This is a genomic window from Anaeromicrobium sediminis (genome assembly GCF_002270055.1).
Classification (GTDB): domain Bacteria; phylum Bacillota; class Clostridia; order Peptostreptococcales; family Thermotaleaceae; genus Anaeromicrobium; species Anaeromicrobium sediminis.
Genome location: NZ_NIBG01000011.1, coordinates 89431 through 114687, shown reverse-complemented (window position 1 = coordinate 114687; position 25257 = coordinate 89431). Strand labels below are relative to the sequence as shown.

The 25257-nt window shown below is 30.4% G+C and carries 28 protein-coding genes and 1 tRNA gene; 1 reads left to right on the top strand and 28 read right to left on the bottom strand.

Annotated features, from left to right (window positions below; translation table 11 throughout):
* Window positions 1–7 precede the first annotated feature (7 nt).
* The 11 genes from CCE28_RS13340 to CCE28_RS13290 all read right to left on the bottom strand — a co-directional run bounded on the left by CCE28_RS13340 (window position 8) and on the right by CCE28_RS13290 (window position 9730).
* The gene (locus CCE28_RS13340; protein ID WP_095134223.1) at window positions 8–730 is read right to left on the bottom strand and encodes a Stp1/IreP family PP2C-type Ser/Thr phosphatase; all 723 of its coding nucleotides are present in this window, start codon (window positions 728–730) and stop codon (window positions 8–10) included.
* 231 nt (window positions 731–961) lie between these two features.
* Window positions 962–2302 carry a 16S rRNA (cytosine(967)-C(5))-methyltransferase RsmB gene (gene rsmB / locus CCE28_RS13335; protein ID WP_242972979.1) on the bottom strand — a complete coding sequence of 447 codons (1341 nt, stop codon included), beginning with the start codon at window positions 2300–2302 and terminating at the stop codon, window positions 962–964.
* A 59-nt stretch (window positions 2303–2361) separates the two neighbouring features.
* The gene (locus tag CCE28_RS13330) at window positions 2362–3057 is read right to left on the bottom strand and encodes a zinc metallopeptidase (protein ID WP_095134222.1); all 696 of its coding nucleotides are present in this window, start codon (window positions 3055–3057) and stop codon (window positions 2362–2364) included.
* A gap of 5 nt (window positions 3058–3062) precedes the next feature.
* Window positions 3063–3815 (bottom strand): DUF116 domain-containing protein, encoded by a 753-nt coding sequence (locus tag CCE28_RS13325; protein WP_095134221.1) that lies wholly within the window; start codon window positions 3813–3815, stop codon window positions 3063–3065.
* Between the two features lies 1 nt (window position 3816).
* The gene (fmt, locus tag CCE28_RS13320; protein WP_095134220.1) at window positions 3817–4746 is read right to left on the bottom strand and encodes a methionyl-tRNA formyltransferase; all 930 of its coding nucleotides are present in this window, start codon (window positions 4744–4746) and stop codon (window positions 3817–3819) included.
* Window positions 4747–4762: 16 nt separating this feature from the next.
* Entirely contained in the window at window positions 4763–5203 is a 441-nt protein-coding gene (def, locus tag CCE28_RS13315) for a peptide deformylase (RefSeq protein WP_095134219.1), read from the bottom strand.
* 11 nt (window positions 5204–5214) lie between these two features.
* The gene (priA, locus tag CCE28_RS13310) at window positions 5215–7662 is read right to left on the bottom strand and encodes a primosomal protein N' (RefSeq protein WP_095134218.1); all 2448 of its coding nucleotides are present in this window, start codon (window positions 7660–7662) and stop codon (window positions 5215–5217) included.
* 67 nt (window positions 7663–7729) lie between these two features.
* Complete coding sequence (gene rpoZ, locus CCE28_RS13305) at window positions 7730–7933, bottom strand: DNA-directed RNA polymerase subunit omega (protein ID WP_095134217.1); 204 nt, start codon at window positions 7931–7933, stop codon at window positions 7730–7732.
* Entirely contained in the window at window positions 7927–8544 is a 618-nt protein-coding gene (gene gmk / locus CCE28_RS13300) for a guanylate kinase (RefSeq protein WP_095134216.1), read from the bottom strand. Before gmk ends, rpoZ begins: the two co-directional genes overlap by 7 nt.
* A 23-nt stretch (window positions 8545–8567) precedes the next feature.
* The gene (gene remA, locus CCE28_RS13295; protein ID WP_095134215.1) at window positions 8568–8837 is read right to left on the bottom strand and encodes an extracellular matrix/biofilm regulator RemA; all 270 of its coding nucleotides are present in this window, start codon (window positions 8835–8837) and stop codon (window positions 8568–8570) included.
* Between the two features lie 11 nt (window positions 8838–8848).
* Window positions 8849–9730 (bottom strand): YicC/YloC family endoribonuclease, encoded by an 882-nt coding sequence (locus CCE28_RS13290; RefSeq protein WP_095134214.1) that lies wholly within the window; start codon window positions 9728–9730, stop codon window positions 8849–8851.
* A gap of 245 nt (window positions 9731–9975) precedes the next feature.
* Here CCE28_RS13290 and CCE28_RS13285 point away from each other — a divergent pair, with 245 nt between their 5' ends.
* Complete coding sequence (locus CCE28_RS13285) at window positions 9976–11757, top strand: Rqc2 family fibronectin-binding protein (protein WP_095134213.1); 1782 nt, start codon at window positions 9976–9978, stop codon at window positions 11755–11757.
* Here the strand turns inward: CCE28_RS13285 and pyrR are convergent.
* The 17 genes from pyrR to CCE28_RS13200 form a co-directional block, all read right to left on the bottom strand.
* Complete coding sequence (gene pyrR / locus CCE28_RS13280; RefSeq protein WP_095134212.1) at window positions 11754–12296, bottom strand: bifunctional pyr operon transcriptional regulator/uracil phosphoribosyltransferase PyrR; 543 nt, start codon at window positions 12294–12296, stop codon at window positions 11754–11756. The genes CCE28_RS13285 and pyrR overlap by 4 nt on opposite strands.
* Window positions 12297–12306: 10 nt before the next feature.
* Complete coding sequence (locus CCE28_RS13275; protein WP_095134211.1) at window positions 12307–13236, bottom strand: RluA family pseudouridine synthase; 930 nt, start codon at window positions 13234–13236, stop codon at window positions 12307–12309.
* 8 nt (window positions 13237–13244) lie between these two features.
* The gene (lspA, locus tag CCE28_RS13270; protein ID WP_095134210.1) at window positions 13245–13682 is read right to left on the bottom strand and encodes a signal peptidase II; all 438 of its coding nucleotides are present in this window, start codon (window positions 13680–13682) and stop codon (window positions 13245–13247) included.
* A gap of 78 nt (window positions 13683–13760) precedes the next feature.
* Window positions 13761–14378, bottom strand: a complete 618-nt coding sequence (locus CCE28_RS13265) for a TraR/DksA C4-type zinc finger protein (protein WP_095134209.1) — start codon at window positions 14376–14378, stop codon at window positions 13761–13763.
* Window positions 14379–14388: 10 nt separating this feature from the next.
* On the bottom strand, window positions 14389–14667 hold the full coding sequence (locus CCE28_RS13260; RefSeq protein ID WP_095134260.1) for a DUF5665 domain-containing protein: 279 nt from the start codon (window positions 14665–14667) through the stop codon (window positions 14389–14391).
* 137 nt (window positions 14668–14804) lie between these two features.
* Complete coding sequence (locus CCE28_RS13255; protein ID WP_095134208.1) at window positions 14805–15500, bottom strand: 5'-methylthioadenosine/adenosylhomocysteine nucleosidase; 696 nt, start codon at window positions 15498–15500, stop codon at window positions 14805–14807.
* 13 nt (window positions 15501–15513) lie between these two features.
* On the bottom strand, window positions 15514–15963 hold the full coding sequence (locus tag CCE28_RS13250; RefSeq protein ID WP_095134207.1) for a DivIVA domain-containing protein: 450 nt from the start codon (window positions 15961–15963) through the stop codon (window positions 15514–15516).
* A gap of 12 nt (window positions 15964–15975) precedes the next feature.
* On the bottom strand, window positions 15976–16764 hold the full coding sequence (locus CCE28_RS13245; RefSeq protein WP_095134206.1) for a YlmH family RNA-binding protein: 789 nt from the start codon (window positions 16762–16764) through the stop codon (window positions 15976–15978).
* Between the two features lie 13 nt (window positions 16765–16777).
* On the bottom strand, window positions 16778–17041 hold the full coding sequence (locus CCE28_RS13240) for a YggT family protein (RefSeq protein WP_095134205.1): 264 nt from the start codon (window positions 17039–17041) through the stop codon (window positions 16778–16780).
* A gap of 18 nt (window positions 17042–17059) precedes the next feature.
* Window positions 17060–17494, bottom strand: coding sequence for a cell division protein SepF (locus CCE28_RS13235; protein ID WP_095134204.1), 435 nt, complete (start codon window positions 17492–17494; stop codon window positions 17060–17062).
* Between the two features lie 11 nt (window positions 17495–17505).
* A complete protein-coding gene (locus CCE28_RS13230; RefSeq protein ID WP_095134203.1) occupies window positions 17506–18198 on the bottom strand; it encodes a YggS family pyridoxal phosphate-dependent enzyme in 693 nt (230 codons plus the stop codon).
* A 20-nt stretch (window positions 18199–18218) separates the two neighbouring features.
* Window positions 18219–19466, bottom strand: coding sequence for an HlyD family efflux transporter periplasmic adaptor subunit (locus tag CCE28_RS13225; protein WP_176461827.1), 1248 nt, complete (start codon window positions 19464–19466; stop codon window positions 18219–18221).
* Between the two features lie 268 nt (window positions 19467–19734).
* Window positions 19735–19811: transfer RNA gene (locus CCE28_RS13220), tRNA-Pro, on the bottom strand.
* A gap of 44 nt (window positions 19812–19855) precedes the next feature.
* On the bottom strand, window positions 19856–21334 hold the full coding sequence (spoIVA, locus tag CCE28_RS13215) for a stage IV sporulation protein A (RefSeq protein ID WP_095134201.1): 1479 nt from the start codon (window positions 21332–21334) through the stop codon (window positions 19856–19858).
* A gap of 140 nt (window positions 21335–21474) precedes the next feature.
* Window positions 21475–22509, bottom strand: a complete 1035-nt coding sequence (locus tag CCE28_RS13210) for an NAD(P)H-dependent glycerol-3-phosphate dehydrogenase (protein ID WP_095134200.1) — start codon at window positions 22507–22509, stop codon at window positions 21475–21477.
* 11 nt (window positions 22510–22520) lie between these two features.
* On the bottom strand, window positions 22521–23843 hold the full coding sequence (der, locus tag CCE28_RS13205; protein WP_095134199.1) for a ribosome biogenesis GTPase Der: 1323 nt from the start codon (window positions 23841–23843) through the stop codon (window positions 22521–22523).
* 20 nt (window positions 23844–23863) lie between these two features.
* On the bottom strand, window positions 23864–25186 hold the full coding sequence (locus CCE28_RS13200; protein ID WP_095134198.1) for a DUF512 domain-containing protein: 1323 nt from the start codon (window positions 25184–25186) through the stop codon (window positions 23864–23866).
* Window positions 25187–25257 lie beyond the last annotated feature (71 nt).

Genomic DNA, 25257 nt, shown 5'->3' with positions numbered 1-25257 from the left:
TCTTTTACTATATCTGTACAGCTATTACGGTTATATTATCTACGCCACCTCTATCATTGGCCAACTGGACTAATTCATTGCACGCAAGATCAATTGAAGGACTCTTTAAAAACTTGTCCCTAATCTCCCAATCCTCCATTAAATTTGATAGACCATCTGTACATAGAACTAATATGTCTCCCTTTTTAACAGGACTAGAATAAAGGTCAATTTTCACCTTTTTATCCGTTCCTATAGCACGAGTTATCATATTTCTTTGGGGATGAACTTTAGCTTCATCCTCTGTAATAGTTCCATTTTTTAACAACTCAGCCACTAGAGAGTGATCATCTGTTATTTGACTAATTTTTTCCTCTTCTATAAGATATGCCCTACTATCTCCTACATGGGCTAAATAAATCTTAGTTAATAAAAGTGCAACAGTCAAAGTAGTGCCCATTCCCTTATATCCTGTATTCTTTTCAGCTTTATGATAAACATGTTCATTAGCCTTTTGTACAGCTTCCTTTAATAAAGCTAATATACTGTCCTTAGAATTAATCATCTCTTTATTTTTATTAATATATTCAGCTATAGTATGTATAGCTGTTTCACTTGCCACTTCTCCTGCATTATGGCCACCCATACCATCCGCCACAGCAAAGAGCTGTATATCATTTTCAGTTACATAAAAAGCGTCCTCATTTAAGTCCCTTACCTTACCCTTATGAGTACAAGCTCCTAATCTCATTTGCTCACCTCACATGTATAACTAAATATGTTTAACCCATATTATTCATAGAAAATTCAAAACTCTGCTGCGTCCTTTTGCTTCTAAGACACCCATCAAATTTTCAACGTACCGTACGGGTATCCCTTCGACCTTGATGAAAGCATTATAATCAAAACTACTTGCACCCTTTCAAATTTTCCATGAATAATCTGAGTTTAATATTGCAAATTTATTATATCACATATTTGGCTATGTTATTTTTTTTAATTTTGCAATGAAAAAACCATCTGTTTTTTCCATATTAGGATATAATTTTACAAAACCATTATCCCCAACTAAATTTAGGACACTTTCTTCTTCAATTTTTTCCACTATAAAATTCTTGTTTGAATTTAAAAACTTTTCCACAACCAGGTCATTTTCCACCTTTTCAATGGTACATGTACTATATAGTAATGTACCCCCAAGCTTCACATACTTTGATGCTATATTTAAAATTTCAAGTTGTAATTCACTTATACTACTAATATCCTCACTAGTTTTATTATATTTTAATTCAGGTTTTCGTCTTATAATTCCAAGACCACTACAAGGGGCATCTACTAAAACTTTATCATACTTATTTATTTGAGATTCATCTAAATTGGTAGCATCCCACTTCTGAGTCTTTATTATATTAATTCCTAATCTATTAGAATTCTCATGTATAAGCTTCAATTTATGCTCATGAATGTCTCTAGCTACAATTTGTCCTTTATTATTCATTATTTGAGCCATATGTGTAGCCTTGCCACCAGGTGCAGAACATACATCTAAAATTTTATCTCCTGCCTTAGGATTTAAAATTTTACTTACTAACATGGAACTTTCATCTTGTACTTGAAATTTTCCCTCTTTGAAAGCCTTTAATTTATCTAAGTTAGAAACTCCTTCTAACGTTAATCCTTCTTCCACATATGTACACTCTGCTACCCTTATTTTTTCTTTTTTCAGCTCATCTATTAGATCATCTTTTTTTACTTTTAATGTATTGATTCTTACAGTTAGTTTTGGGGTTTCATTATTAGCTTTAAGTAAATCTTTAGTAAAATCCCTTCCAAATTCCTTTAACCATCTTTCAACTAGCCACTGAGGATGAGAATATATTACAGACAGATATTCTATTTCATCGCTCTTAATCTTATCTACGCTTATTTTCAAATCGTTTCTTATAAAATTCCTAAGTAGTGCATTCACAAATCCCTTAGTCTTAAAATTTATTTTTTTACTCATATTTACAGCTTCATCAACTACAGCAAATTTAGGAATTTTATCTAAATATATAAGTTGATAAAATGACATTCTCAGTACATTCAAAATAGATTTATCTATTTTTTTTAATCTTATCTTTGAATAGGATCTTATACCATAATCTAAATATATCTTATTCTCCAATACACCATATACTAACTCTCTAATTAAATTTCTATCTACTTTAGATATATTTCTATCTCTTAAATGTTTTCTTATGGATATATTAGAATAAGCTTTATTCTCCTCAATATCATTTAAAATATCTAATGCTATTTTTCTAGCGTTTACTTTATCCATTACTGCCTCCCTTTAGTCTATTTAATAATTTAATGCACCCCTAGGGGTGCATTAAATTATTAATCACGTTGATTTCTAAGCAAAATCAATCTAAATAATTGTGCGATTGCTACAGCCATAGCACCTACGTATGTTAGGGCCGCCGCTCTTAAAACCTTTTTACAAGGTTTAATTTCATTCACCGTTATAACCCCATTTATATCCATTTGTTCAATGGCTCTGCTACTGGCATTTAACTCTACTGGTAGAGTAATAATTTGAAATATAACTGATGCCAAGTAAAATAAAATTCCCAAATCTATAAGACCTGTAGCTCCAAATACGAAACCAGCCATAACTAATATCCAAACAAAACGAGATCCAATATTGGCTATGGGTGCAATTGCATTTCTTAAGGTAAGGGGAATATATCCATTTCCATGTTGTATTGCATGGCCACATTCGTGAGCTGCCACACTTATAGATGCAATAGTATTTCCCTTATATACATAGGGTGATAATCTTACCACCCTAGTTCTTGGATCATAATGATCTGTAAGTTGACCTGGTGTCATTTCTACAGATACATCACCAAGTCCATTTCTATCTAAAATTTTTCTAGCCACATGATATCCTGTTAACCCCGTATCATTTTTCACTTGTAAATACTTGTTGAATGTGGTTTTAACCTTCATTTGAGCATAAGTAACAAATACCATAGCTATTAAAACGAATATCATTCCTGGTCCAAATCCATAATATGGGCTGTAAAACATATTATCTACTCCTTCCCAAGCAAATAATTTATGCTATCTTCTATTTTATCAATACTTACTCTCGTATTGATGCAAGGCCCTTCTGGCCTTTCATTTAACACACCAATTACTGGGATCTTTCTTACATCCAATATGCCCGCACTTAGGTCCCTTTCACAAGCAACTGCTATAATTGCTTTAGGATGGGTCTCTTTTATTATTTTCCTAGCCAAAGTTCCACCTGTAGACACAACTACATTTATATTGTACTTTTCCTTTAGCCTAACTATGCCATCAATGTTGCATTGTCCACATTTTTTACAATTTTCTATATTAGTAGTAACTCTATGGGGGCAACTAGACTTTTGAATACAGTGGGGCAATAGGACTAATATATGCTCCGGATCTATTTTCATCTCTGTAGATAATACAATTCTATTATTTATTTGAGCAAATACCCCTCTAATTTTATTTTTATCTATATTTAATATATTAGCTAGATATAATACAGGAACGTATATATATCTTATAGTCTTTATCAAATAAGATTTTTGAAAATTAGATATACTTTTTTTCTTAACTAAATTTATTAAAATAATACTAGTTATTAAAATAAAAGAAGTTACTAAAAATGAAATTATTAGTATTATACTCAAAATAATCTTGTATAATACTAGATTGCTAGAATTAATTAAATATAAGGCTAAAGCCCCTACGCCAACTACTATTACCATAATCAAGAAAAGAATTCTTATAAATAACAAATTATTATTTTTCATATTATGCTCCTAAAATAATTCCCTTTTCTAAATCATTACCTCTTAAGTATGCATCTACTTTCATCCTTTTACTATTTGGAAATTGGATTTCAGTTATTAAAAGGGCTCCTGTAGAAGTTTTTACTAAAATCCCCTCTTTACTCACATGTAGAATTTCTCCATTTTTTCCTTTTTCATCATCTACATTTTTAAGTTCACAATTCCAAATCTTAAACTTAACTCCATCATAAGTACTATATGCACTTGGCCAAGGATTAACTCCCCTTATTAGGTTTCTTATATCCTCATTAGTTTTATTCCAATCTATTTCTCCTAATTTTTTGTCCATAATAGGTGCATAAGAACTTTCTTCATCCTTTTGCTTTTCCCTAGGAGCCTTATTTTCACTAATTTCCTTCAATGTGGATTTTAAAAGCTCAGCACCATCAATCATTAACTCGTCGTGCAATTCCCCAGCGGTCATTTGGCCTATTTCTACTTCACTTTTCAAAATCATATCTCCAGTATCTAGGCCCACATCCATATACATGGTCGTTACACCAGTAGTTTTTTCTCCATTAATTATGGCCCAGTTTATTGGAGCTGCTCCCCTATATTTAGGTAATAAGGATGCGTGAACATTAATACATCCAAACTTTGGTATATCTAATAATTCCTTTGGTAGAATTTGACCAAAGGCTACTACTACAATACAATCAGGTTTATATTCTTTAATTGTGTTTATAAATTCCTCATTTCTTACTCTTTGTGGTTGATATACTTTTACACCATACTCTAGGGCTTTTTCCTTTACAGGAGGTGCTGCAAGTTTTTTCCCTCGTCCCTTAGGTCTATCTGGCTGGGTTACCACAGCTAATAATTCGTGTTCCTTTGCTACCACATCTAAGCAAGGGACTGCAAAATCTGGTGTTCCCATAAATATAATTCTCATCTATATTTAATTCCTCCTACTTAATTACTTTATCTGTGAATAATATTCCTTCTAAGTGATCAATTTCATGGCAAATTGCTCTTGCCATTAGGTCTTCTCCTTCAACCTCTATCAATTCACCTTTTCTATTTAATCCTCTTGCTACTACCTTCTTAGGTCTACTTACTTCCCCTGTAACTCCTGGCACACTTAGGCACCCTTCTTGGTCAATTTGTTCTTCTTCAGAATGTATTATTTCTGGATTTATAAGTTCTATTAATCCATCTCCTATGTCTATCACTATAATTCTTTTTAATACTCCAACTTGTGGTGCTGCTAGACCCACCCCATTGGCATTATACATAGTATCTATCATATCCTCTATTAAGGTAATTTCTCTTTCACCTATTTTTTGTACAACTCTAGATTTTTTTCTTAAAGTTGGATCTCCATCTTTTAAAATATTTCTTATTGCCATTTTTATCCTCCTTAAAGCATACTATATGGGTTTATATCAATACTAATTAATACTCTACCTCTTTCATCTCGTCTAAAATTAGTATCTACATAATTTATTATACCCCTAATTAGGTTTTGGTCAACAGTTTTAATGATCAACTGCCATCTATGTTTTAGCTTTACTTTAGATATTAATGCAGGATTAGGCCCATAGATTTCATTGTCACTAGACATTTTTTCATTATTCATATTAAGCTTAATTCTATCTGCAAAATCCTGTGCTACTTTTATTATCTCCCTTTCATCTTCTCCAGAAAATATTATGTTTACAATATTACAATAGGGTGGATAATTAGCAACTTTCCTCATTAATATTTCTTCATTATAAAAACTTGTGTAATCATGATTTTGGGCATTTTGAAGGGCAAAATGTTCTGGAGAGTAGGTCTGTACTATAACTCGTCCTTCATCTTCACCTCGTCCAGCCCGTCCTGCCACCTGAGTTATTAATTGAAAAGTTCTTTCAGATGATCTAAAATCAGGAATGTTCAAACTTATGTCTGCTGCTATGACTCCTACTAAGGTCACATTAGGAAAATCTAGTCCTTTAGCAACCATTTGAGTACCTATTAATATATCTATTTCTCCATTTTTAAAGCTTTCCAATATGTTATCCATAGATCCCTTTTTAGATGTGGTATCTAGATCTAGTCTACCTATTTTAGCCTTTGGAAAGAGTTTTTTAGTCATATTCTCTATTTTCTCAGTTCCAGCTCCGAAATATTTTATATACTTACTTCTACATTCAGGACAAATCTGTGGAGGACTAGTTTTAAATCCACAATAATGACAGGTAACCCCACCTTTTTTTGAATGATACGTAAGAGATACATCACATTTAGGGCATTTCAATACATATCCACAGTTCCTACAGGATATAAATGTAGAATGTCCCCTTCTATTTAGAAACAAAATACTTTGTTTTTTATTTTTCACATTTTTCTCTAATTCTTCATATAAAGCTTGACTGAATATACTTTTATTCCCCATTTTCAGTTCTTCTCTCATATCCACCACCGTAACTTTCGGTAATGGCTTTTTATTATATCTACTAATTAATTCTATTTTTTCATATTCTTTATTAATAGCCTTATAATAAGCTTCTATAGATGGAGTAGCTGAACCTAAAATTAAGGGACATTGGTTTTTTATAGCTCTAAACTTGGCCACTTCTATTGTATGATATCTAGGTCTATTTTCTGATTTGTAGCTATATTCATGTTCTTCGTCTATTATTATTATTCCTAAGTTTTTAAATGGGCTAAATATGGCACTTCTTGCTCCAATTACAATCTTCACATGGCCTTTTCTTATTTTTTCCCATTCATCCAGTCTTTCACCTAAAGATAATCTACTATGGAGTATACCTACCACATGTCCAAATACACCTTTTATTCTTCTTATCATCTGAGTAGCTAAGGATATTTCAGGGACCAAAATAATTGCCTCTTTTCCCTCTTTTAATACCTTGTTTATTAAATCTACATAAACTTCAGTCTTGCCACTTCCTGTGACTCCATGAATTAAAAAGGTCTTGTATTTTTCTTTATCTAAAAAGGGTTCTACTTTATTAATAGCTTTAACTTGTTCTTCTGTTAAATTTACATGTCTTTTAATTTTATCTACATGATCATAAACAGTTCTAAACTTTCTTTCTTCATATACCCTTATTAAATTTTTTTCTACTAAACTATTTATAGGTCCATTGTTAGATAGACCTATAGACTTTTTCAAGTTATTTAGTGTATCCCTTTTATGTACCTTTAAATAGTCCATTATTTCTATTTGTTTTTTTGCCCTTTTATTTAAGTTTTCGTAGTTTATGTCTTGTATTTCCACAATTTTAGTACTTAATTCTTTTGCATCTCTTATTAACTTTTCTGTTATAGTTATTATTTTTCTATTTTCTAATCTCTTTAAGGGCTCATATATACTTTTATATTTTACATTTTTAATTAAATTAGTATATGTACTCTTCCCCTTTTCTTTAAGGTAATCAATAATATGTTGTTCAATTTTAGAATTTGTATTATAGTTAATATAATTTTCCTCATTCAATTGAATTTCTTTTTTTATTTTTAAAGAAGATCCCCTTGGAATTACACACCTTATGGCTTCCATATAAGTACATAAATACTTTTCCTTCATCCATTTGCAAAGACCTATTAATTCCTTTGTTAAAATACTATCCTCTTCTACCACATCTTTTATTTTTTTAGTATTTTTAAATGGAGCTTCTTTATTTTCATATATATCCAGTACATATGCTTCTATAATATTATTTATTTTACCAAAGGGAACTATTACCTTAGAACCCTTTTGTACTATATCTGCTAGATGGTCTGGTATTTCATAAGTATATTCCATATCTGTATTTTTACTTTTATTATTAACTATTAAATTTGCAAATAACTTCATATTAGACCACCCTCTTTACTCATATTTTTATTTAATCGAAAAATAAAGGAGTAGAAATTCTACTCCTTTACAGGTCTTCCTCATCTCTTTCATAGTGAACTTTATCCTGTGCAATCTCATGGGTTGCTATGGTAACAGGCTTATTAGATGCTACTCTAATTAAACTCTCTTCACCTTCTATTATTTCTCTAGCTCTTTTAGATGCAGCTACCACTAGTGTGTATCTGCTATCTACCTTTGACATTAAGTCATTTATTGATGGATTTAACATATTGATTCCTCCCTAAATTTACTTATAATTTCTTCTATATCATGCTTAACCTTACAAGTTTCTGCAGTAATTATAGCTTTTATTCTCTCAACTGCCAACTCTACTTTATCATTTACTACACAATAGTCATATTTTTCAACATACTTAATTTCTTCATAGGCGCTTTTAAATCTCTTTTCTATAGCTTCTGCTGTTTCAGTTCCCCTACCAACTATTCTATTTTTTAATTCTTGCATAGAAGGTGGCAATATGAATATAAATACACCTTCTGGGTATTTTTCTTTTACCTGCAAAGCTCCTTGTATATCTATCTCTAATAATACATTGTTTCCATTTTCAATTTCTTTCATTACATATTTCTTAGGAGTTCCATAATAATTATCATATACTTTCGCATGCTCTAGAAATTTATCTTCTTCTATTCCCTTTAAAAACACTTCTTTTTCTGTGAAATGATAATTTATGCCATTTACTTCTCCTTCACGAGGATCTCTCGTAGTTGCCGAAACAGATATTTTTAAATTTTCTATTTCTCTTAATAGTTGCTTACATACCGTACCTTTTCCCGCGCCAGAGGGTCCAGATATGACTATTAGTTGTCCCGTTCTCATGTTCCATCTCCTTTAACTTCTTTCTAATCTGTACAATCCTTTGAATGTTCTTCTTTGTTTACTAATCTATGTGCTACAGTTTCTGGTTGAACAGCAGATAATATTATGTGGTCACTATCTGTTATTATAACAGCCCTTGTCCGTCTTCCGTATGTAGCATCTATAAGCATACCTCTATCTCTTGCCTCTTGAATAACTCTTTTTATAGGTGCTGATTCAGGGCTTACAATTGCAATTATTCTATTTGCAGATACTATATTTCCAAACCCAATATTAATAAGCTTAATATTCATATGTATCCCCCTTATTCAATATTTTGCACTTGTTCTCTTATCTTTTCAAGTTCACTTTTAACATCCACAACGTAGTTTGTCACTTCTAAATCATTAGTTTTAGAACCTATAGTATTGATTTCACGGTTCATCTCTTGAATAAGAAAGTCTAATTTTCTTCCTATAGAGCCAGTTGATTTTAGTGAATTATTCAATTGGTCTATATGACTTTTCAACCTTACAATTTCTTCAGTTATATTACTTTTATCTGCCATATATGCCACTTCAACAGCTAACCTCTGATCATCTATTTCATAGCTATCACCTAGCATGTCTTCTATCCTTTGTCTTAATTTTTCTCTGTGTTCTTCCACGATTTTTGGTGAACGTAATTTTATTTCTTCAACTACATTGTCAATATTATAACATCTTTTTTCAATATCTAAAGCTAATTTTTGTCCTTCTTCTAGTCTCATATTCACTAATTGTTCTAATGCACCCATTACACTCACTTTTAAACAATTCCAAATTTCTTCTTGATCTTCTTCCTTATCTTCGATCTTAACAACCTCTGGAAATTTAGATACAAAAGTAGCTGAAATATCATCTACTATCTGAAATTCTTTTGATAGAGTCTTTAATACGTCTATATACTCTGCTGCTAACTCTCTATTTAAACTTATATTTACTTCTGATTGTCCAACATTTTCAAGAGATACATATATTTCTACTCTACCTCTATTAATTTTTTCCTTTACCAATTTCTTTATATTCTCTTCTAGATAATTTAACTTTTTAGGCATTCTAATTACAATATCATTATATCTGTGATTTACAGTTTTTATCTCAACAGTGAATTGCCTTTTATTATCTGCATTTTCACCTCTTCCAAATCCGGTCATACTTTTAATCATAGTTTATTCATCCTTCCATAAGGTACTTGTAAAATCCTTCTCACAATACTACATTATATCATTTTTACCTTTAAAATATAAGGTATATTTGCTATAATTTTCTTCAAACTAATTATACATAAAAAAATCGTTATATTCTATTATTAATATATTTTTTTAATAATAGGAGTTTCATATACAATCTTTTAATATTTTTTAAAAAATGTTATACTTTATGGATAAATTATGAATATGGAGGTTACATTATGCCCTTTGATGGTATTACAATTTCTGCAATATGTAGCGAATTAAAATCTGCTTTAATAAATTCAAAGATAGATAAAGTGTATCAACCAGAAGCAGATGAAATAATTCTTAATATAAGAGCTTTTAAAAATAAATATAAATTATTAATATCTGCTACAAGTAAATATCCCCGATTACATTTTACTAATGTACAAAAGGAAAACCCAAAATCTCCACCTATGTTTTGTATGCTTATGAGAAAGCATTTACAAGGTAGTAAGATCGTTCATATTAGTCAAAAGGACATGGAAAGAATCATATATATAGATTTTGAATCTTATGACGAACTAGGAGTCATGAAAATTAAGAGACTTATAATAGAAATTATGGGTAAACACAGCAATATTATCTTAATCGATAAGGAAACCAACATAATAATAGACAGTATCAAGAGAATCCCATCTGATATAAACAGATATAGGGAAGTTTTACCTGGAAGAGAATATATTTTTCCTCCTTCTCAAAATAAGGCTAACCTTCTAAATGATTCTCATATAGAAATTCATAGGGAAAATGAGCAGTTAGATTTACCCTTGTTTAAATATATCTATACCCATTTTCAGGGAATAAGTCCTAGTTCTGCTAGGGGTATATGCCATATGGCTAATTTAGATTATAACATGAATGTTACTGACTTAAGTGATGAAGAACTGAATATGTTAACAAAATCACTTATTAAACTTGAGTCAATTATTAAGGAGCACAATTTCATACCTTATATTATAAAATCTTTTCTTGAAAATGAAATTATAGATTTTAATGTGATTCCCCAGTTCATAGATGAACAATTTTATAGGGTAGATAAACTACATAGTATAAGCAATATGTTAGAGTATTTTTATTCCCAAAAGGATATATTAGATAGGTTAAAGCAAAAGTCTAGTAACATAAGAAAAATTGTAAGTACTAATTTAAGCAAACTCGTTAAGAAGGAAAAAAAATTAAATAGGGAATTTAATACTGCTATAGATTCGGAAAAATATAAAATCTATGGTGAACTCATTACGGCAAACTTATATCAAATCAAGGAAGGTGAAGCAAAGGTTCATCTTTTAAACTATTATAACCCAGATGAAGAATATATAACTATTGATTTAGATAAAAAATTATCACCTTCTCAAAATGCTCAAAGATATTTTAAAAAATACAATAAGTCTAAAACAGCTAAGAGAGAAATTATTAACCAACTAGAGGAAACTCGTAACGAAATAAAATATTTTGAACAAGTAAATCATTCTTTAGAAATAATTAGGTCTATGAATGAATTGGAAGAATTAAGATTAGAGTTAATAGAAGAAGGTTATCTTAAAAAAAGAAATATTCCTAAGAAGAAAAAAGAACGTAAGATGGAATTTGTTAACTTTCTATCTTCTGATGGTTTTACCATATATGTTGGAAAAAATAATAAGCAAAATGATTATTTAACTTTAAAATTTTCTTCTAAAAAGGATTTATGGTTTCATACAAAGGATATTCCTGGTTCCCATGTAATAATAAGTACTAAAGGTCAAGAAGTTCCTGAAAGTACCATAAAAGAAGCTGCAGAGCTTGCTGCATTTCATAGTAAAGGTAAACTATCTAGTCAAGTTCCTGTAGATTATACTTTAATTAAAAACGTAAAAAAACCTAGTGGAGCCAAACTGGGCATGGTTATTTATGATGATTATAATACCATGTATGTAACTCCTAGGAAAGATTTATATGAAATATTAGAAAAAAACAAAGAAACTAGTCACTCTTAGTGACTAGTTTCTTCTATAAGTACTATGTTAGTTCCGTCTATTTCTTCAAATTGTACTTTTACAATTTCCTCATTAGATGTTGGCACATTTTTGCCAACAAAATCAGCCCTTATAGGTAGTTCCCTATGACCTCTATCTATTAATATGGCCAATTGTATACTATTAGGCCTTCCAACATCCATAATAGCGTCCATGGCAGCTCTTACGGTTCTTCCTGTATAAAGAACATCATCCACTAATACAACCACTTTTCCATTAATATTACATTCAATATTATTACTATTAACAATAGGATTATCACTTACTTTTGTAAGGTCATCCCTATATAAGGTTATATCTAGACTTCCCCAATTAACCTTTTGTCCTTCAATTTCCTCTATCTTTTCTACAATCCTTTTAGCAAAAGGAACCCCCCTAGTTTTAATACCAACTATAACTATATTTTCAATTCCCTTATTTTTTTCAATAATCTCATGGGCTATTCTTGTGGTAGCCCTTTGTATGGCTTTTTCATCTAAAATTTTAGCTTTATAACTCATATTCTCACCTCTATTTTTTACTATTTCTTAATTTTTCTAGTATATGAGAAAAGTATTCAGGTAAATGTGAATCAAATTCTAAATATTCCTTAGTTTTAGGATGTATAAATCCTAATGTCTTAGCATGTAATGCTTGTCCTACTATATTTATTTTTTCCTTTTTAACTCCATATAAAGGATCTCCAATGAGTGGATGTTTAATATAGGCCATATGAACTCTAATTTGGTGAGTTCTTCCTGTTTCTAACTGGGCCTCTATTAGAGTATAATCACCAAATCTTTCTACTACTTTAAAATGAGTTATGGCATGTTTACTATTTTTAGTTACAACCCATCTTTTTAATCTATCAACAGGATGTCTTCCTATTGGAGCCTCTATAGTACCTCTATCTTCCCTTATATTCCCATGTACTATTGCCATATATTTTCTTGTTATAGAATGGTCTTTTAATTGTTCTGCTAAAAAATTATGGGCCACATTATTCTTTGCCACCATTAAAAGTCCACTAGTATCCTTGTCTATTCTATGTACAATTCCAGGCCTTATTACACCATTTATAGATGATAAGTATTCGCAATGATAAAGTAGGGCATTAACTAAAGTACCATCCCTATGACCTGGTGCTGGATGTACTACCATATTTCTAGGCTTATTTACTACCACCATATGATCATCTTCATATACTATTTCAACGGGAATGTCTTGGGCTTCTACTTTTAAAACTTCAGGTTCTGGAATTGATATTTCTATTGTATCTCCTTCTTTTACCTTATATTTTTTAGAAGTTTCCACCTTTCCACCTACAGATACATTTCCATCTTGTATGAGCTTTTGAATATAATTTCTTGATTCACTTTCTAACTTAGAAGAAATATATGCATCCAATCTCTTTTTCGAATCTTCGTTTTGTACACTAAATATTTCTAGGTCCAAATACATCTTCCTTTCTAATAATCTTCATCATACTTTATTAAATAATAGGATAACAATATGGCTCCTACAACTATACTAATATCTGCTATGTTAAATACGGGCCATATTCTAAAATCAAAATAATCAATTACATAATCTAATCTTACCCTATCTATGAAATTCCCTATAGCTCCAGCTACTATTAAACTTAAACTTACACTCATGAGCTTATGCATGTTCTTATTTTTAATAGAATATATAAATACTCCACCTAAAACTACAATAGTCACTACTACAAAAAACCACTTTTGATTTCTAAGTATTCCAAAGGCCGCACCTGGATTTTGCACATAGGTTAAATGAAATATATTATTGATAATTGGTATTGTCTCATTTACATGCATATTTGCTTGAGTTAAGTATTTAGTAAATTGGTCTATTAAAATTATTCCTACTATAATTATATAGTTCATAAACTCCCCCCTAAAATGCTGTCTCTCTGATTATATCACAATTTCAATTACTTTACTTAAAAAAGTGAAGCACAGGCTTCACTTTTGTTCTTCATAATATGATTCACTTATTTTATCTACTTCTTCCACTACTCCAGATATGGTATTATCATAGTTATTATCATACCAGTCTAGGGATTCATGCTTTGTCTTGTTGTTTCTATTAACTTCTTGAAGAGCATCTTCTCCATCAAAACCATTAAAATTAGCCTTATCTAAAGAATTTTCACCAAAGGGTGCTCCTAATACATCTTCTTCCACAGGACGCGTTTGCAAAATTTCATTAAGCTCTAGCCCATCTTCTTTTTCGCATTTTATACAGTTTATGGCTGTTGGCATAAATTCTAATCGTTCTTCTTTAATAGGTTTGTTACACATGGAACAAGTTCCATAAGTACCCTTTTCTATTCTCTCTAATGCATTGTCAATATCTCTTATATACAGTTTTTCATCATTTTTTAAACACATATTCATTTCCATTTGAAAGGTTTCTGTTCCCATGTCTGCTGGATGATTATCATAGGAGGATAATTCATAATTATAATCCTTTAGGGCATCATTGTTTTCATTTCTATTAGATAATTCTACAGTGTTTATAGCATTTTCCTTTTCTTTCATGAGTTTATTCTTAAAATAAGATAATTTATCTCTGTCCATTTTTAGCTCCTTATTTATAGTTTTCTATTATTTCTATTAATTTAGCTATGTAGCTTCCTATTAATGGCAAATCCACAAATTGATACAAGATATAGAGTGTCAGAGCTGCTAAAACTGTTAACCCTATGGCTGTTCCAAGACCCCTTGCTAATCCAATCATAAAGTTTAAGTATAAAATTCTTTTGGGATTTTCCATCAACTCTACATATTCTGCAATTTTTGCTTTTTCCATATCATTGGATAGCTTTGAGACCTTTTCATTAATTTCGGCCAAAAGTTCATCTTTCATAAAAGTTCTCCTAACATATTCTACTATTTTATTATTTCCATTTAGATCATTTTTATAATTATAATTCTTAAAGACACTGCTCATATTTTCATAAAAACTAAATAAAGAGCATGGCATTTGCCATACTCTTTCTATTTCTATAATGAGTTTAATATTCCTTCTAACATTTTCATGGAATTTTTAGCTGCGTTGTTTACAAATTCCCCAAAATTATCTGTAGCTTCACCATTTGCCTTATCTGAAATTGATCTTATTACTAAAAATGGCACCTTATTTACATGGCATGTATGTCCTATTGAAGCACCTTCCATTTCTGTACAAAGGCCTCCAAATTCATTCCATAAAAATGCCTTTTTATCTTTACATGCCACAAATACATCTCCTGATAAAACCCTTCCTACTTTTGTTTTATATTCCATGTCATTTCTAGCCTTAGTAGCTGCTTCTATAAGTTTTTCATCAGCTCCAAATATCCATGTATCCATTCTAGGAATTTGTCCTAACTTATATCCACCAAAGTTAGTAACATCAAAGTCATGTTCTAATACATCCTTAGATATTACCACATCTCCAATATTAAGTTCAGAGTCTACGGCCCCTGCTACACCTGTATTTATTATAGTATCTACTTTGAAGTTACTAATTAATATTTGAGTACAAATGGCTGCATTAACCTTTCCTATACCGCATCTTACTAAAACCACATCTTTATTACAAAATATACCTTCATGGAATGTCATACCTGCCATTTCAGTACTATTTTTCACTTCCATTTTTTCCTTAATTATAATCGTTTCTTCATCCATTGCTCCTATAATTCCAAACTTTTTCATATTATGCCTCCTATTATATTTCTTCAGTAATTTTTTCCATAGTCTCTAGTTGGGATTCTAGTAAAGTTTTAAATCTAGTTTTAAATATATTTAGTTGTTGTTTTGCTTGCTCATATTCCTTGTTTATATTTAAAACTTCATTATTAGCCTCACCTATTATGTTCTTAGCTTTAGCTTCCGCCTCTTGTATTATAATCTCTGCTTGTTTTCTTGCATTAGATCCAACATCCTCTGCAGTACTTTGGGCTACTACTAATGTATCCCTTAGAGTTTTCTCTATAGTTTCATACTTTTTAATTTGTTCTTGCACCATTTCAATTTTATCATTTAATTCTTTATTATCCTTATATAGTTTTTCATAATCATTAATGATTTCATCTAAAAACTCATCTACTTCACTTTCTTTATATCCCCTCATAGACTTTTTAAATTCTTTATTTTGTATATCTAGTGGTGTTATCATTAAATCCTCTCCCTAAAGCATTCTCTTAATTTGGACTTTATATCTATCTTTTTTAGTTTTTCCACCAACATGGAAAACTTCAATTCTTCCTTTTCCTCTTACAGAAATCACATCTCCAGAAGAAACTAGTGTTGAAGGCTGAGGTTGTAGTTTCCAATTCACCTTCACCTTATCACCTTTAATTAATTTAGTAGCTATGCTTCTAGATATGGAAAATCCTGTAGCCACTACACTATCCAATCTTAAAGAAGCCACAGTTGAAGTGACCATTTTATATTTATCTTCTTTTTCTATTTTATAATCCAAGTCCACATGTTCTATGGATATATTATTTCTTCCTATCTTTGTTAAATTCAACCTTATAAACTCATTAATTTCTTTATATCCAATTATTAAGGCTTCATTTTCATTGATTAAAATATCTCCAATTTTTCCTCTTTTTAAGCCAAGACCTAATATAGCTCCTAAAAAATCCCTATGGCTTAAGGTACTTTTGTTAAAATTACCCTCTACTTTTATTATTCCTATAGGATAATCTTCCTTTGTAAGTTCAAATATGGATGGATAAAAAATAATAATTTTTCTCTCTGCATTTTCATATGCTCCATATATAAAGTAATTCAAATCATGAATTTGTTCAATTATAGGTATGGCCATATTTATCTCATATGGACTATAGAATTCAGTTCCACATACTATATAATTTTTCAAACTCTTTTGTGCTTTATTTAATATTTTAGTCATTGTTTGTCTGTCTTCTGAATCTCTTATATGAGTTAAAAATCTATCTCTATTTATCAAGTTATCACACTTTCTATAATATGCTATTTATTAATCCATTTACTAATTGTAGAAAGAATATGGCAAAGATAGGTGATAAGTCTATCATACCTCCTCCTATGCCTATTCTATAGGATAACTCTCTAAATGGCGCCAATATGGGCTCTGTCACTTGATGCAGAAACCTATGCACACCTCCATAGGGATTATTACTTATCCAAGATAATAGTATCCTTGCAATAACTAAATATTCTATTACTCTAAAAAAATAATTAATTGATACTTTTAATATGTACATTCTTTCACCACCAAATTATTATTTTTGCCATGGGAAAATACCTTTATTTTTAAATTCTTCACTTATATTTCCACCTATATCCACATTGTTAGGAGCTAATATAAAAATCCCCTTAGAAATTTTTTGAATATTGCCATCAACTGCATATACGGCACCATTTAAAAAATCAAATATTTTTTTTGCCAAATCATTATCTAATTTTTCTAAGTTTATTATTACAGGTTTTCTATTTTTTAAATTATCAACTATTTTAGGGCATTCCTCAAATTCAACCGGTTCACATACCATAACTTTCATTTGAGAGTTAGTATGTATATTAAGCACTTTCTTAGCATTGTTTATAGTTTTTACCTCTTCTTCCACTTCTACAGGTGTATCCATAATTTCCTCATCCTCATCATAATCATCTAATCCCATGAAGTATTTCACCTTATCTACAAACTTACCACCCATTTTCGTCCTCCTTATTTATCATAATTTCTTAGTCCAAAAATTCCAGTTCCTATCCTTATAAAGTTAGCACCTTCTTCTATTGCTACTTTATAATCATTTGTCATTCCCATAGACAAATATTTCATATTCACATTTGAATAATCTTTTCCTTTAAGTTCTTCAAATATCTTTTTTAATCCCTTAAAATATATTCTTACATTTTCTGAATCTTCTTCATATGGGGCTATAGTCATAAGTCCTACTACCCTTATATTTTCCATATGTTTTATTTCTTCTAAAAAACTTTCAACCGCTTCTACCTTTAACCCAAATTTTGTTTCCTCATTAGCCACATTAACCTGTACTAATGTATCCATGATTATATTATGTTGTTTAGCCCTCTTATTAATTTCTTTTGCCAAACTCACCCTGTCTAGAGAATGAATTAATGAGACCTTATCAATTATATATTTAACTTTGTTTGTCTGTAGGTGACCTATCATATGTATTTTAGCATCTTTAATCTCTTCATACTTATTCATAATTTCTTGAACTTTGTTTTCTCCAACATCCTTAATATTTTCATTTAAAGCTTGTCCAATTCTGGCCGTGTCAATAGTTTTTGTTACTGCAATCAAAGTCACTTCATTCGAATCTCTATCTACCTTCTTACAAATTTCATCAATTTCGCTTCTAACATGGTCTATATTTTCTTTTATACTCATGCGTATCCTCCTTCAAATAATTAGTATATAATTTGCCCTTCTCTTATTCTATCTCCATTTCTCACAACTTCATCATATAATTTTACAGTTTTTATTGTCTTTATTTCTTCATTCACTTTTTTATAAAAGAAATTACTCTTTATTATTACAAACTCGTCATCATAACCTACTATGCTTATCTCTTTAAATACTGCATATCTATTTACATCTAATACATATACACCTACAAGACCATCCTTTTTTATTAAGGAGTCCTTTGGTATTTTTAATCCCTCATAATCAATTACAGATATTTCAGCTTTAGTCTGTCTAATTTTATGGAAATTCTCCATATATTGATTTATTTTAAATATGACAATGAACTTGTCCTCATTTTTTATAATTCTATATATCTTCCCTTCCACTTGACTATCAGAAATTTTTATCTTTATTCTTCTTCCTTCTTTATATTTGTCAATTTTATTATTATCTACTTCAGCAACTAGATACCAGGTGGTATTATTTACAACTTTATATAGTGGCTGGTTAATTATCGCATTTTTCGATTCTCTTAAATTTGTTACATCATAGTTAGCCTCTTTTACCTTTTCTAAATCTATTGTTGCCATATTATTAAGAGTAAATATATCTTCTAAACCATCAATATAATAGCTTATCAATCCAGATACGGGACTTTTCATTACTTGAATATCATTGTCTATTTTAATCTTCAACTCTTCTTGTTCCTTTTTCAACATATCAATATTTTTATTATAAAAACTTTTATCTCCTGCTATTATGTTCTTCTTATCTAATTTTATTTTAAGTTCTTTTTTTAAGTCTACTATTTTTTCCACATTATTATTTTTAGAACTCTCTTGTATCTCCTCTATTATATTATTTATTTCCTTATTTAATTTATCTATATCAGTCTTAAAAAATTTTTTATTTTCTAAGTTATTTATTCTTTGATTTATAATTTCTAACTTTTTGCGAGTCTCATCTTCAACTTTATCCTTTTGAATTTCTAATACTTTATACCCATTTTCAACCTTTTGTCCATCTTCCGCAAAATATTTGATTTCACCCTCATAATTTGCCTTAAGTATCTTTTCATCCCTTAGAATATATCCATCCACCTGATCAATAACTTGTAGATTTCCATATTGAGCCACAACAGTATCATTTGAATAAAACACCAAAGGCCATATTTTTAAAATAATATAACAAATAATTATTGCAAATATAAAGTATTTTAATTTATTATTTTTTTTACGCTTCCTAGAAATGTTTCATTCCTCCTCTCACACTAGTATTACTTCTGCACAGGAGCACGATTTTCCTTCATAAACTACAAAAAAACCATACTTCGTATGATTCGTTATGGAACCCTATGGTTCCCGTAGGCGTCTGCTAACGCAATCTGAATACCCTCCTTTAAAGAGGCAGGGGAATTCTTCCCCCACACCCCTTTCATTTTTTTACTTTATAGGAGTTTATATAATCTCCTATAAAGTAAAAAAATGAGGCTACTTAAAAAACAAGTAGCCTTTTTCATGGTCTGAGTGCTGGGATTTGAACCCAGGGCCTCTAGAACCCCATTCTAGCGCGCTACCAAGCTGCGCTACACCCAGAAATATATAACTATAATAACATTAAATTTATTATTTTACAATCTTTAAAGAATTATACATATCAATCCATTATTACCATCATTAATAATTTTTTGTAGAGTCTTTTGCATTTTACTTCTAGCATCATCAGGCATGGTATATAGTTTATGTTGTAATTGTTCTTTTACCATATCATGTAATGATTTTCCAAACATATTAGTTTCCCAAATTTTAGTAGGATCAGATTCAAATTCATCTAGTAAATACTTAACTAATTCTTCACTTTGTTTCTCTGTTCCTACAATAGGTGATACTTCTGTGGCAATATCAGCTCTAATAATATGAAGTGATGGTGCATTTGCTCTTAATTTAACTCCAAATCTATTTCCATGTTTGAATATTTCAGGTTCTTCTAGTTCTAACTCCTTTAAGCTTGGAGGTACTAGTCCATAACCAGTTTCACGTACATCATTAAGAGCCGTCTCTACCCTATCAAATTCCCTTTTAGCTCTAGAAAATTCTGTTATTAATCCTAAAAGTTCATGATCTCCATCTATTTTATGTCCTGTTATTTCTTCTAAAACAGAATAGAACATTCCCTCTTTTGCCTTCATATCTATATTTGTAACCCCTTTACCTAATTGTATATTATTAAGTAGGGCTTCTGATATTATATCTACATCTTTAAATCCATCCATGTTATTCTTAATATCATTAATGTTTCTAACATCATTACTCCAATCTCTCACTAGCTTCATAATATCTTTTTTAACCCAATGATCTGAATCTAACCCATCCATCCATCCTGGAAGTGATATATTAATCTCTCTAATAGGAAACTCAAATAGTACGTTTTTAAGAATCTCATTAATATGTGCCATGTCCATCTTAGCACAGTCTGCAACTACTACTGGAACTTTGTATTTTTCCTCTAACTGCTCCTTCAGTTCTAGTGCCATTTCACCATGTGGATTTAAAGAGTTAAGTACAATGACAAATGGTTTATTTAATGATTTTAATTCTTCCATTACTCGATTTTCTGCCTGTATATATTTATTTCTATCAATATCAGTAACAGTTCCATCAGTTAATATTACTAAACCTATAGTTGAATGGTCTGTTATAACTTTTTTAGTTCCTATTTCTGCTGCCTCTGCAAAAGGAATCTCCTTATCATACCATGGAGTTTTTACCATTCTAGGTTTTCCCTCTTCTTCATAACCAATAGCACCATCTACTAAATACCCAACACAATCAACTAATCTAACTTTAACATTAGCATTTTCATCTATGCTAAGTTGTACAGCTTCATTAGGAACGAATTTTGGTTCAGTAGTCATTATAGTTCTTCCTGCACCACTTTGAGGAAGCTCATCCTTGGCACGCTCTCTCATATGGGCATTTTCAATATTAGGTATAACCATTAGGTCCATAAATCTTTTTATAAAGGTAGATTTTCCAGTTCTTACAGGACCTACCACACCTATATATATATCTCCTTGCGTTCTTTCTGCAATGTCTCTATATATATCAAAGTTTTCCATTATTTTCCCCCTCCCATTATAATTGTTCCCTATATAAATTAGACATACTAACAGTATATATATATGTCTAAAAAAATTTATTATTACTTTTAAGAGTGGGTTTTAAGAATTTTTTTCACATAAAAAAAGATAGCTATTAACTAGCTATCTTTCCACTGAACATCATTTGCAACTTCTTCAATTTCATGGGTCTTACTTCTCATCATTAAATCTACTACAGCTTCTTTTACATCTCTTTCTTCATTTAATATTCTATATATTTCTGTTGTTATAGGCATATCCACATTATACTTTTTAGATAAATTGTAAGCCACATTAGTAGTGGTTATACCTTCTACTACCATACCTATAGAATCCACAGCCTCATCCACTTTCATCCCTTCGCCTAGCTTTATACCACATCTTCTATTCCTACTATGCATACTGGTACAAGTTACAATTAAATCTCCAATTCCAGTAAGGCCTGCAAAAGTGTTTGTGCTAGCTCCCATAACTTGACCTAATCTTGAAATTTCTCTTATTCCCCTAGTCATCAGTGCCGCTTTTGCATTATCTCCATATCCAAGACCATCTGATATACCTGCTCCTAAGGCAATTACATTCTTAAGAGCTCCTCCTAGTTCTACACCTACCACATCTGGGTTAGTATATACTCTTAGTTTTGGAGTAATAAATACATCTTGTACAAATTCAGCACATTCTTTAGAATAGGCAGCAGCAACCAATGTAGTTGGCATGTCTCTAGATACTTCTTCTGCATGGGATGGCCCTGATAAAACACAATATTCATTCTTAGGAAGAATTTCCTCTACCACTTGAGATATTCTAAGTAAGGTGTTCTTTTCTAATCCCTTTGCCACATTCACTATTACAGCTTCTTCTTTAATATTCTTTTTACATAATTCCAATACATTTCTAACGGCCTGAGATGGTACTGCTACTAATATTAGATCCATATCCTTTACAGTATCATCTATATTATTATATAATTTAATATTTTCTGGTAATAACACTCCAGGCAAGTACTTTATGTTTTCTCTACTTTTTTTAATTTTATTAAATAGAGTTTCCTCTCTTGCCCATAGATTTACTCTATGACCCTTTTTAGCTAGAGATATGGCTAGTGCAGTTCCCCAGCTCCCAGCTCCAATTACACCAACATTTATCTTTTTCATAAATACTCCCCCTAGTATTTGCTATCTCTTTCCCTATATAAGATACTAATAGGTGTTCCTTCGAATCCAAAGGTTTCTCTGATTTTGTTTTCCAAATACCTTGAATATGAAAAATGAGCAAGTTCCTTGTCATTTATAAATATTACTATCTTAGGTGGTCTAACAGAAGCTTGAGTTGCATAATAAATTCTTAATCTCTTTCCCTTGTCAGAAGGAGGTTGATTCAATAGTATTGCCTCATTTATTACATCATTTAATCTTCCTGTAGGTATCCTCATACTATGTTGATTAGATACAAACTTAATTAGTTCTAATAATTTATTTATTCTTTGTCCCGTAAGAGCTGATACAAATATTATTGGTGCATAACTCATAAAAGCTAACTCACTTCTAATCATTTTAGTAAATTCAGACATAGTGTGAGTGTCTTTTTCCACTAGATCCCACTTGTTTACTACTATAATGCTACCTTTTCCTTCTTCATGGGCATACCCTGCAACCTTTTTGTCCTGCTCTGTTACCCCTTCAGTAGCATCTATCATAGTTAAGCATACATCAGCCCTTTCAATGGCACTCAGGGCCCTTATAACACTATATTTTTCTATGTTCTCATTTACTTTACTCTTTCTTCTTATCCCTGCCGTATCTATTAATACATATTCGTCATCACCATGGGTAAATGGCGTATCTATAGCATCTCTAGTGGTTCCTGCTATATCACTAACTATTACTCTCTCTTCTCCTAATATTTTGTTTATTATAGAAGATTTTCCAGCATTAGGTTTTCCTATAACTGCTACCTTTATTTGATCATCATCATAGTCTAAATCCTTATCCTTTGGGAAGTTAGCTACTGCTTCATCTAATAAATCTCCTAATCCTAGGGCATTGGTAGACGAAATTGCAAAGGGCTCTCCCATTCCTAATTGGTAAAAATCATAAAAAGAATCTGGTAAGTCTCTATTATCAACTTTATTCACCACCAATATAACAGGTTTACCCGTTCTTCGTAAAATATTAGCTACTTCTTCATCTTGTGCTACTAATCCCGTTCTTCCATCTACTATAAACAAGATTACATCTGCCGTATCTAGAGCCATATAAACCTGATTTCTCATTTGTGATAATATTATATCCTTAGAGTCAGGTTCCATTCCACCCGTATCTATTAAAGTGAATTTATGATTTAACCATTCAGCATCTGCATATATTCTATCTCTAGTTACTCCAGGAGTATCTTCTACTATGGATATTCTCTTTCCTGCTATTCTATTGAAGAAAGTAGATTTTCCTACATTTGGTCTTCCAACAATTGCCACAACTGGTTTTGCCACCTTCTGCACCTCCACAAACTTTAATTTATTATATTTTCTATAAAGTCTTTTCCATTATTTTTTGTTACTTTAACTTTTACCTTTAATAATTTTTCCACATCACTTATTGTTAAATCATCTAAGAATACATCCGTATCAGTCCTTAGCATACTCTCAGTTATTAAAAGACTCTCTCCTAATATTTTACCTTTTAGCTGTTCGACTATATCAGTGGCAGTTATAAGGCCTGACACCGTTATAGTTTCTCCGAAGAAATTATTCTTTATTTCATATACATTTATATGAATATTAGGATATTTTTTATTTACTTTACTAGCCAAATCATCTATAAATTTTTTGGCAGATTTACCTGTTGCAATACTTATTGTCTTATGATTAGTATCCCCATCTAAAGAATCTAAATATTTTTCAAATTCATCCTTTAATTTAACCATAAGTCCTACCCCGTTTTCTATTTGGGGAAAACCTTCATAATCATCATACGGTGGAAACTCCTCATTTCCTATAATGTAAAATTCATCTGACAAATGAACAAATCTAATACCTTTTTCTTTTAAAAATTTATCTTGCCACCTTTTAATTTGTTCAATAGTTTCCTTTGCACTTTCTTTATTAAATATTTCTAGAGGATAAAGATTTTTTCTATATTTAGTAATACCTACAGGAACAATAGCAATACTTTGTACACTTGGATAAAGATTATATAAATCCTTAATAGTTTTATCTAAGTTTTCTTTATCATTCACATTAGGACACAGAACAATCTGTCCATTTATAGTAATCTGAGCTTCTGCTAATTTTTGTAATCTCTCATATACATTACAAGCTGTTTTATTATTTAACATTTCCATCCTTATATCTGGATTTGTCGTATGGATTGACACATTTATAGGACTAATTCTATATTTTATTATCTTTTCTATGTCTTCATCACCCATATTAGTAAGGGTTATGAAGTTTCCCTGTAAAAAAGACAATCTAGAATCATCATCCTTAAAGTACAATGTCTTTCTCATATTAGGTGGTAGCTGATCTATAAAACAAAAAATACATTTATTTTTACAACTCTTAGCCTTATCTATGATGGGATTTTCAAATGTTATCCCCATTTCCTCATCATAATCCTTTTCTATACTATGGACTTCAATTTCACCATTTCTTTTTTGAATTTCCATCTCTATGTATTCGTCAGAAATTAAGAACATATATTCAATTATATCTCTTATTTCTACATTATTGACTTTAAGCAATATATCTCCTGGCTCTATACCTAATTCTTCTCCAATACTGCCCTTTTCCACATCTAATATTATATTTTTAAATTTTTCTACATTTACTTCCATTATTGAGTACACCCTTTATCAAATAAATTTACCTTAAAAATTATATCATAAAAAAAACATATATACACTAT

What these genes read in the sequence shown, in the direction of transcription:
- CCE28_RS13340 (WP_095134223.1), bottom strand. Translation starts at nt 730, where the DNA reads ATGAGATTAGGAGCTTGTACTCATAAGGGTAAGGTAAGGGACTTAAAT.
- rsmB (WP_242972979.1), bottom strand. Translation starts at nt 2,302, where the DNA reads ATGGATAAAGTAAACGCTAGAAAAATAGCATTAGATATTTTAAATGAT.
- CCE28_RS13330 (WP_095134222.1), bottom strand. Translation starts at nt 3,057, where the DNA reads ATGTTTTACAGCCCATATTATGGATTTGGACCAGGAATGATATTCGTT.
- CCE28_RS13325 (WP_095134221.1), bottom strand. Translation starts at nt 3,815, where the DNA reads ATGAAAAATAATAATTTGTTATTTATAAGAATTCTTTTCTTGATTATG.
- fmt (WP_095134220.1), bottom strand. Translation starts at nt 4,746, where the DNA reads ATGAGAATTATATTTATGGGAACACCAGATTTTGCAGTCCCTTGCTTA.
- def (WP_095134219.1), bottom strand. Translation starts at nt 5,203, where the DNA reads ATGGCAATAAGAAATATTTTAAAAGATGGAGATCCAACTTTAAGAAAA.
- priA (WP_095134218.1), bottom strand. Translation starts at nt 7,662, where the DNA reads ATGAAGTTATTTGCAAATTTAATAGTTAATAATAAAAGTAAAAATACA.
- rpoZ (WP_095134217.1), bottom strand. Translation starts at nt 7,933, where the DNA reads ATGTTAAATCCATCAATAAATGACTTAATGTCAAAGGTAGATAGCAGA.
- gmk (WP_095134216.1), bottom strand. Translation starts at nt 8,544, where the DNA reads ATGAGAACGGGACAACTAATAGTCATATCTGGACCCTCTGGCGCGGGA.
- remA (WP_095134215.1), bottom strand. Translation starts at nt 8,837, where the DNA reads ATGAATATTAAGCTTATTAATATTGGGTTTGGAAATATAGTATCTGCA.
- CCE28_RS13290 (WP_095134214.1), bottom strand. Translation starts at nt 9,730, where the DNA reads ATGATTAAAAGTATGACCGGATTTGGAAGAGGTGAAAATGCAGATAAT.
- CCE28_RS13285 (WP_095134213.1), top strand. Translation starts at nt 9,976, where the DNA reads ATGCCCTTTGATGGTATTACAATTTCTGCAATATGTAGCGAATTAAAA.
- pyrR (WP_095134212.1), bottom strand. Translation starts at nt 12,296, where the DNA reads ATGAGTTATAAAGCTAAAATTTTAGATGAAAAAGCCATACAAAGGGCT.
- CCE28_RS13275 (WP_095134211.1), bottom strand. Translation starts at nt 13,236, where the DNA reads ATGTATTTGGACCTAGAAATATTTAGTGTACAAAACGAAGATTCGAAA.
- lspA (WP_095134210.1), bottom strand. Translation starts at nt 13,682, where the DNA reads ATGAACTATATAATTATAGTAGGAATAATTTTAATAGACCAATTTACT.
- CCE28_RS13265 (WP_095134209.1), bottom strand. Translation starts at nt 14,378, where the DNA reads ATGGACAGAGATAAATTATCTTATTTTAAGAATAAACTCATGAAAGAA.
- CCE28_RS13260 (WP_095134260.1), bottom strand. Translation starts at nt 14,667, where the DNA reads ATGAAAGATGAACTTTTGGCCGAAATTAATGAAAAGGTCTCAAAGCTA.
- CCE28_RS13255 (WP_095134208.1), bottom strand. Translation starts at nt 15,500, where the DNA reads ATGAAAAAGTTTGGAATTATAGGAGCAATGGATGAAGAAACGATTATA.
- CCE28_RS13250 (WP_095134207.1), bottom strand. Translation starts at nt 15,963, where the DNA reads ATGATAACACCACTAGATATACAAAATAAAGAATTTAAAAAGTCTATG.
- CCE28_RS13240 (WP_095134205.1), bottom strand. Translation starts at nt 17,041, where the DNA reads ATGTACATATTAAAAGTATCAATTAATTATTTTTTTAGAGTAATAGAA.
- CCE28_RS13235 (WP_095134204.1), bottom strand. Translation starts at nt 17,494, where the DNA reads ATGGGTGGTAAGTTTGTAGATAAGGTGAAATACTTCATGGGATTAGAT.
- CCE28_RS13230 (WP_095134203.1), bottom strand. Translation starts at nt 18,198, where the DNA reads ATGAGTATAAAAGAAAATATAGACCATGTTAGAAGCGAAATTGATGAA.
- spoIVA (WP_095134201.1), bottom strand. Translation starts at nt 21,334, where the DNA reads ATGGAAAACTTTGATATATATAGAGACATTGCAGAAAGAACGCAAGGA.
- CCE28_RS13210 (WP_095134200.1), bottom strand. Translation starts at nt 22,509, where the DNA reads ATGAAAAAGATAAATGTTGGTGTAATTGGAGCTGGGAGCTGGGGAACT.
- CCE28_RS13200 (WP_095134198.1), bottom strand. Translation starts at nt 25,186, where the DNA reads ATGGAAGTAAATGTAGAAAAATTTAAAAATATAATATTAGATGTGGAA.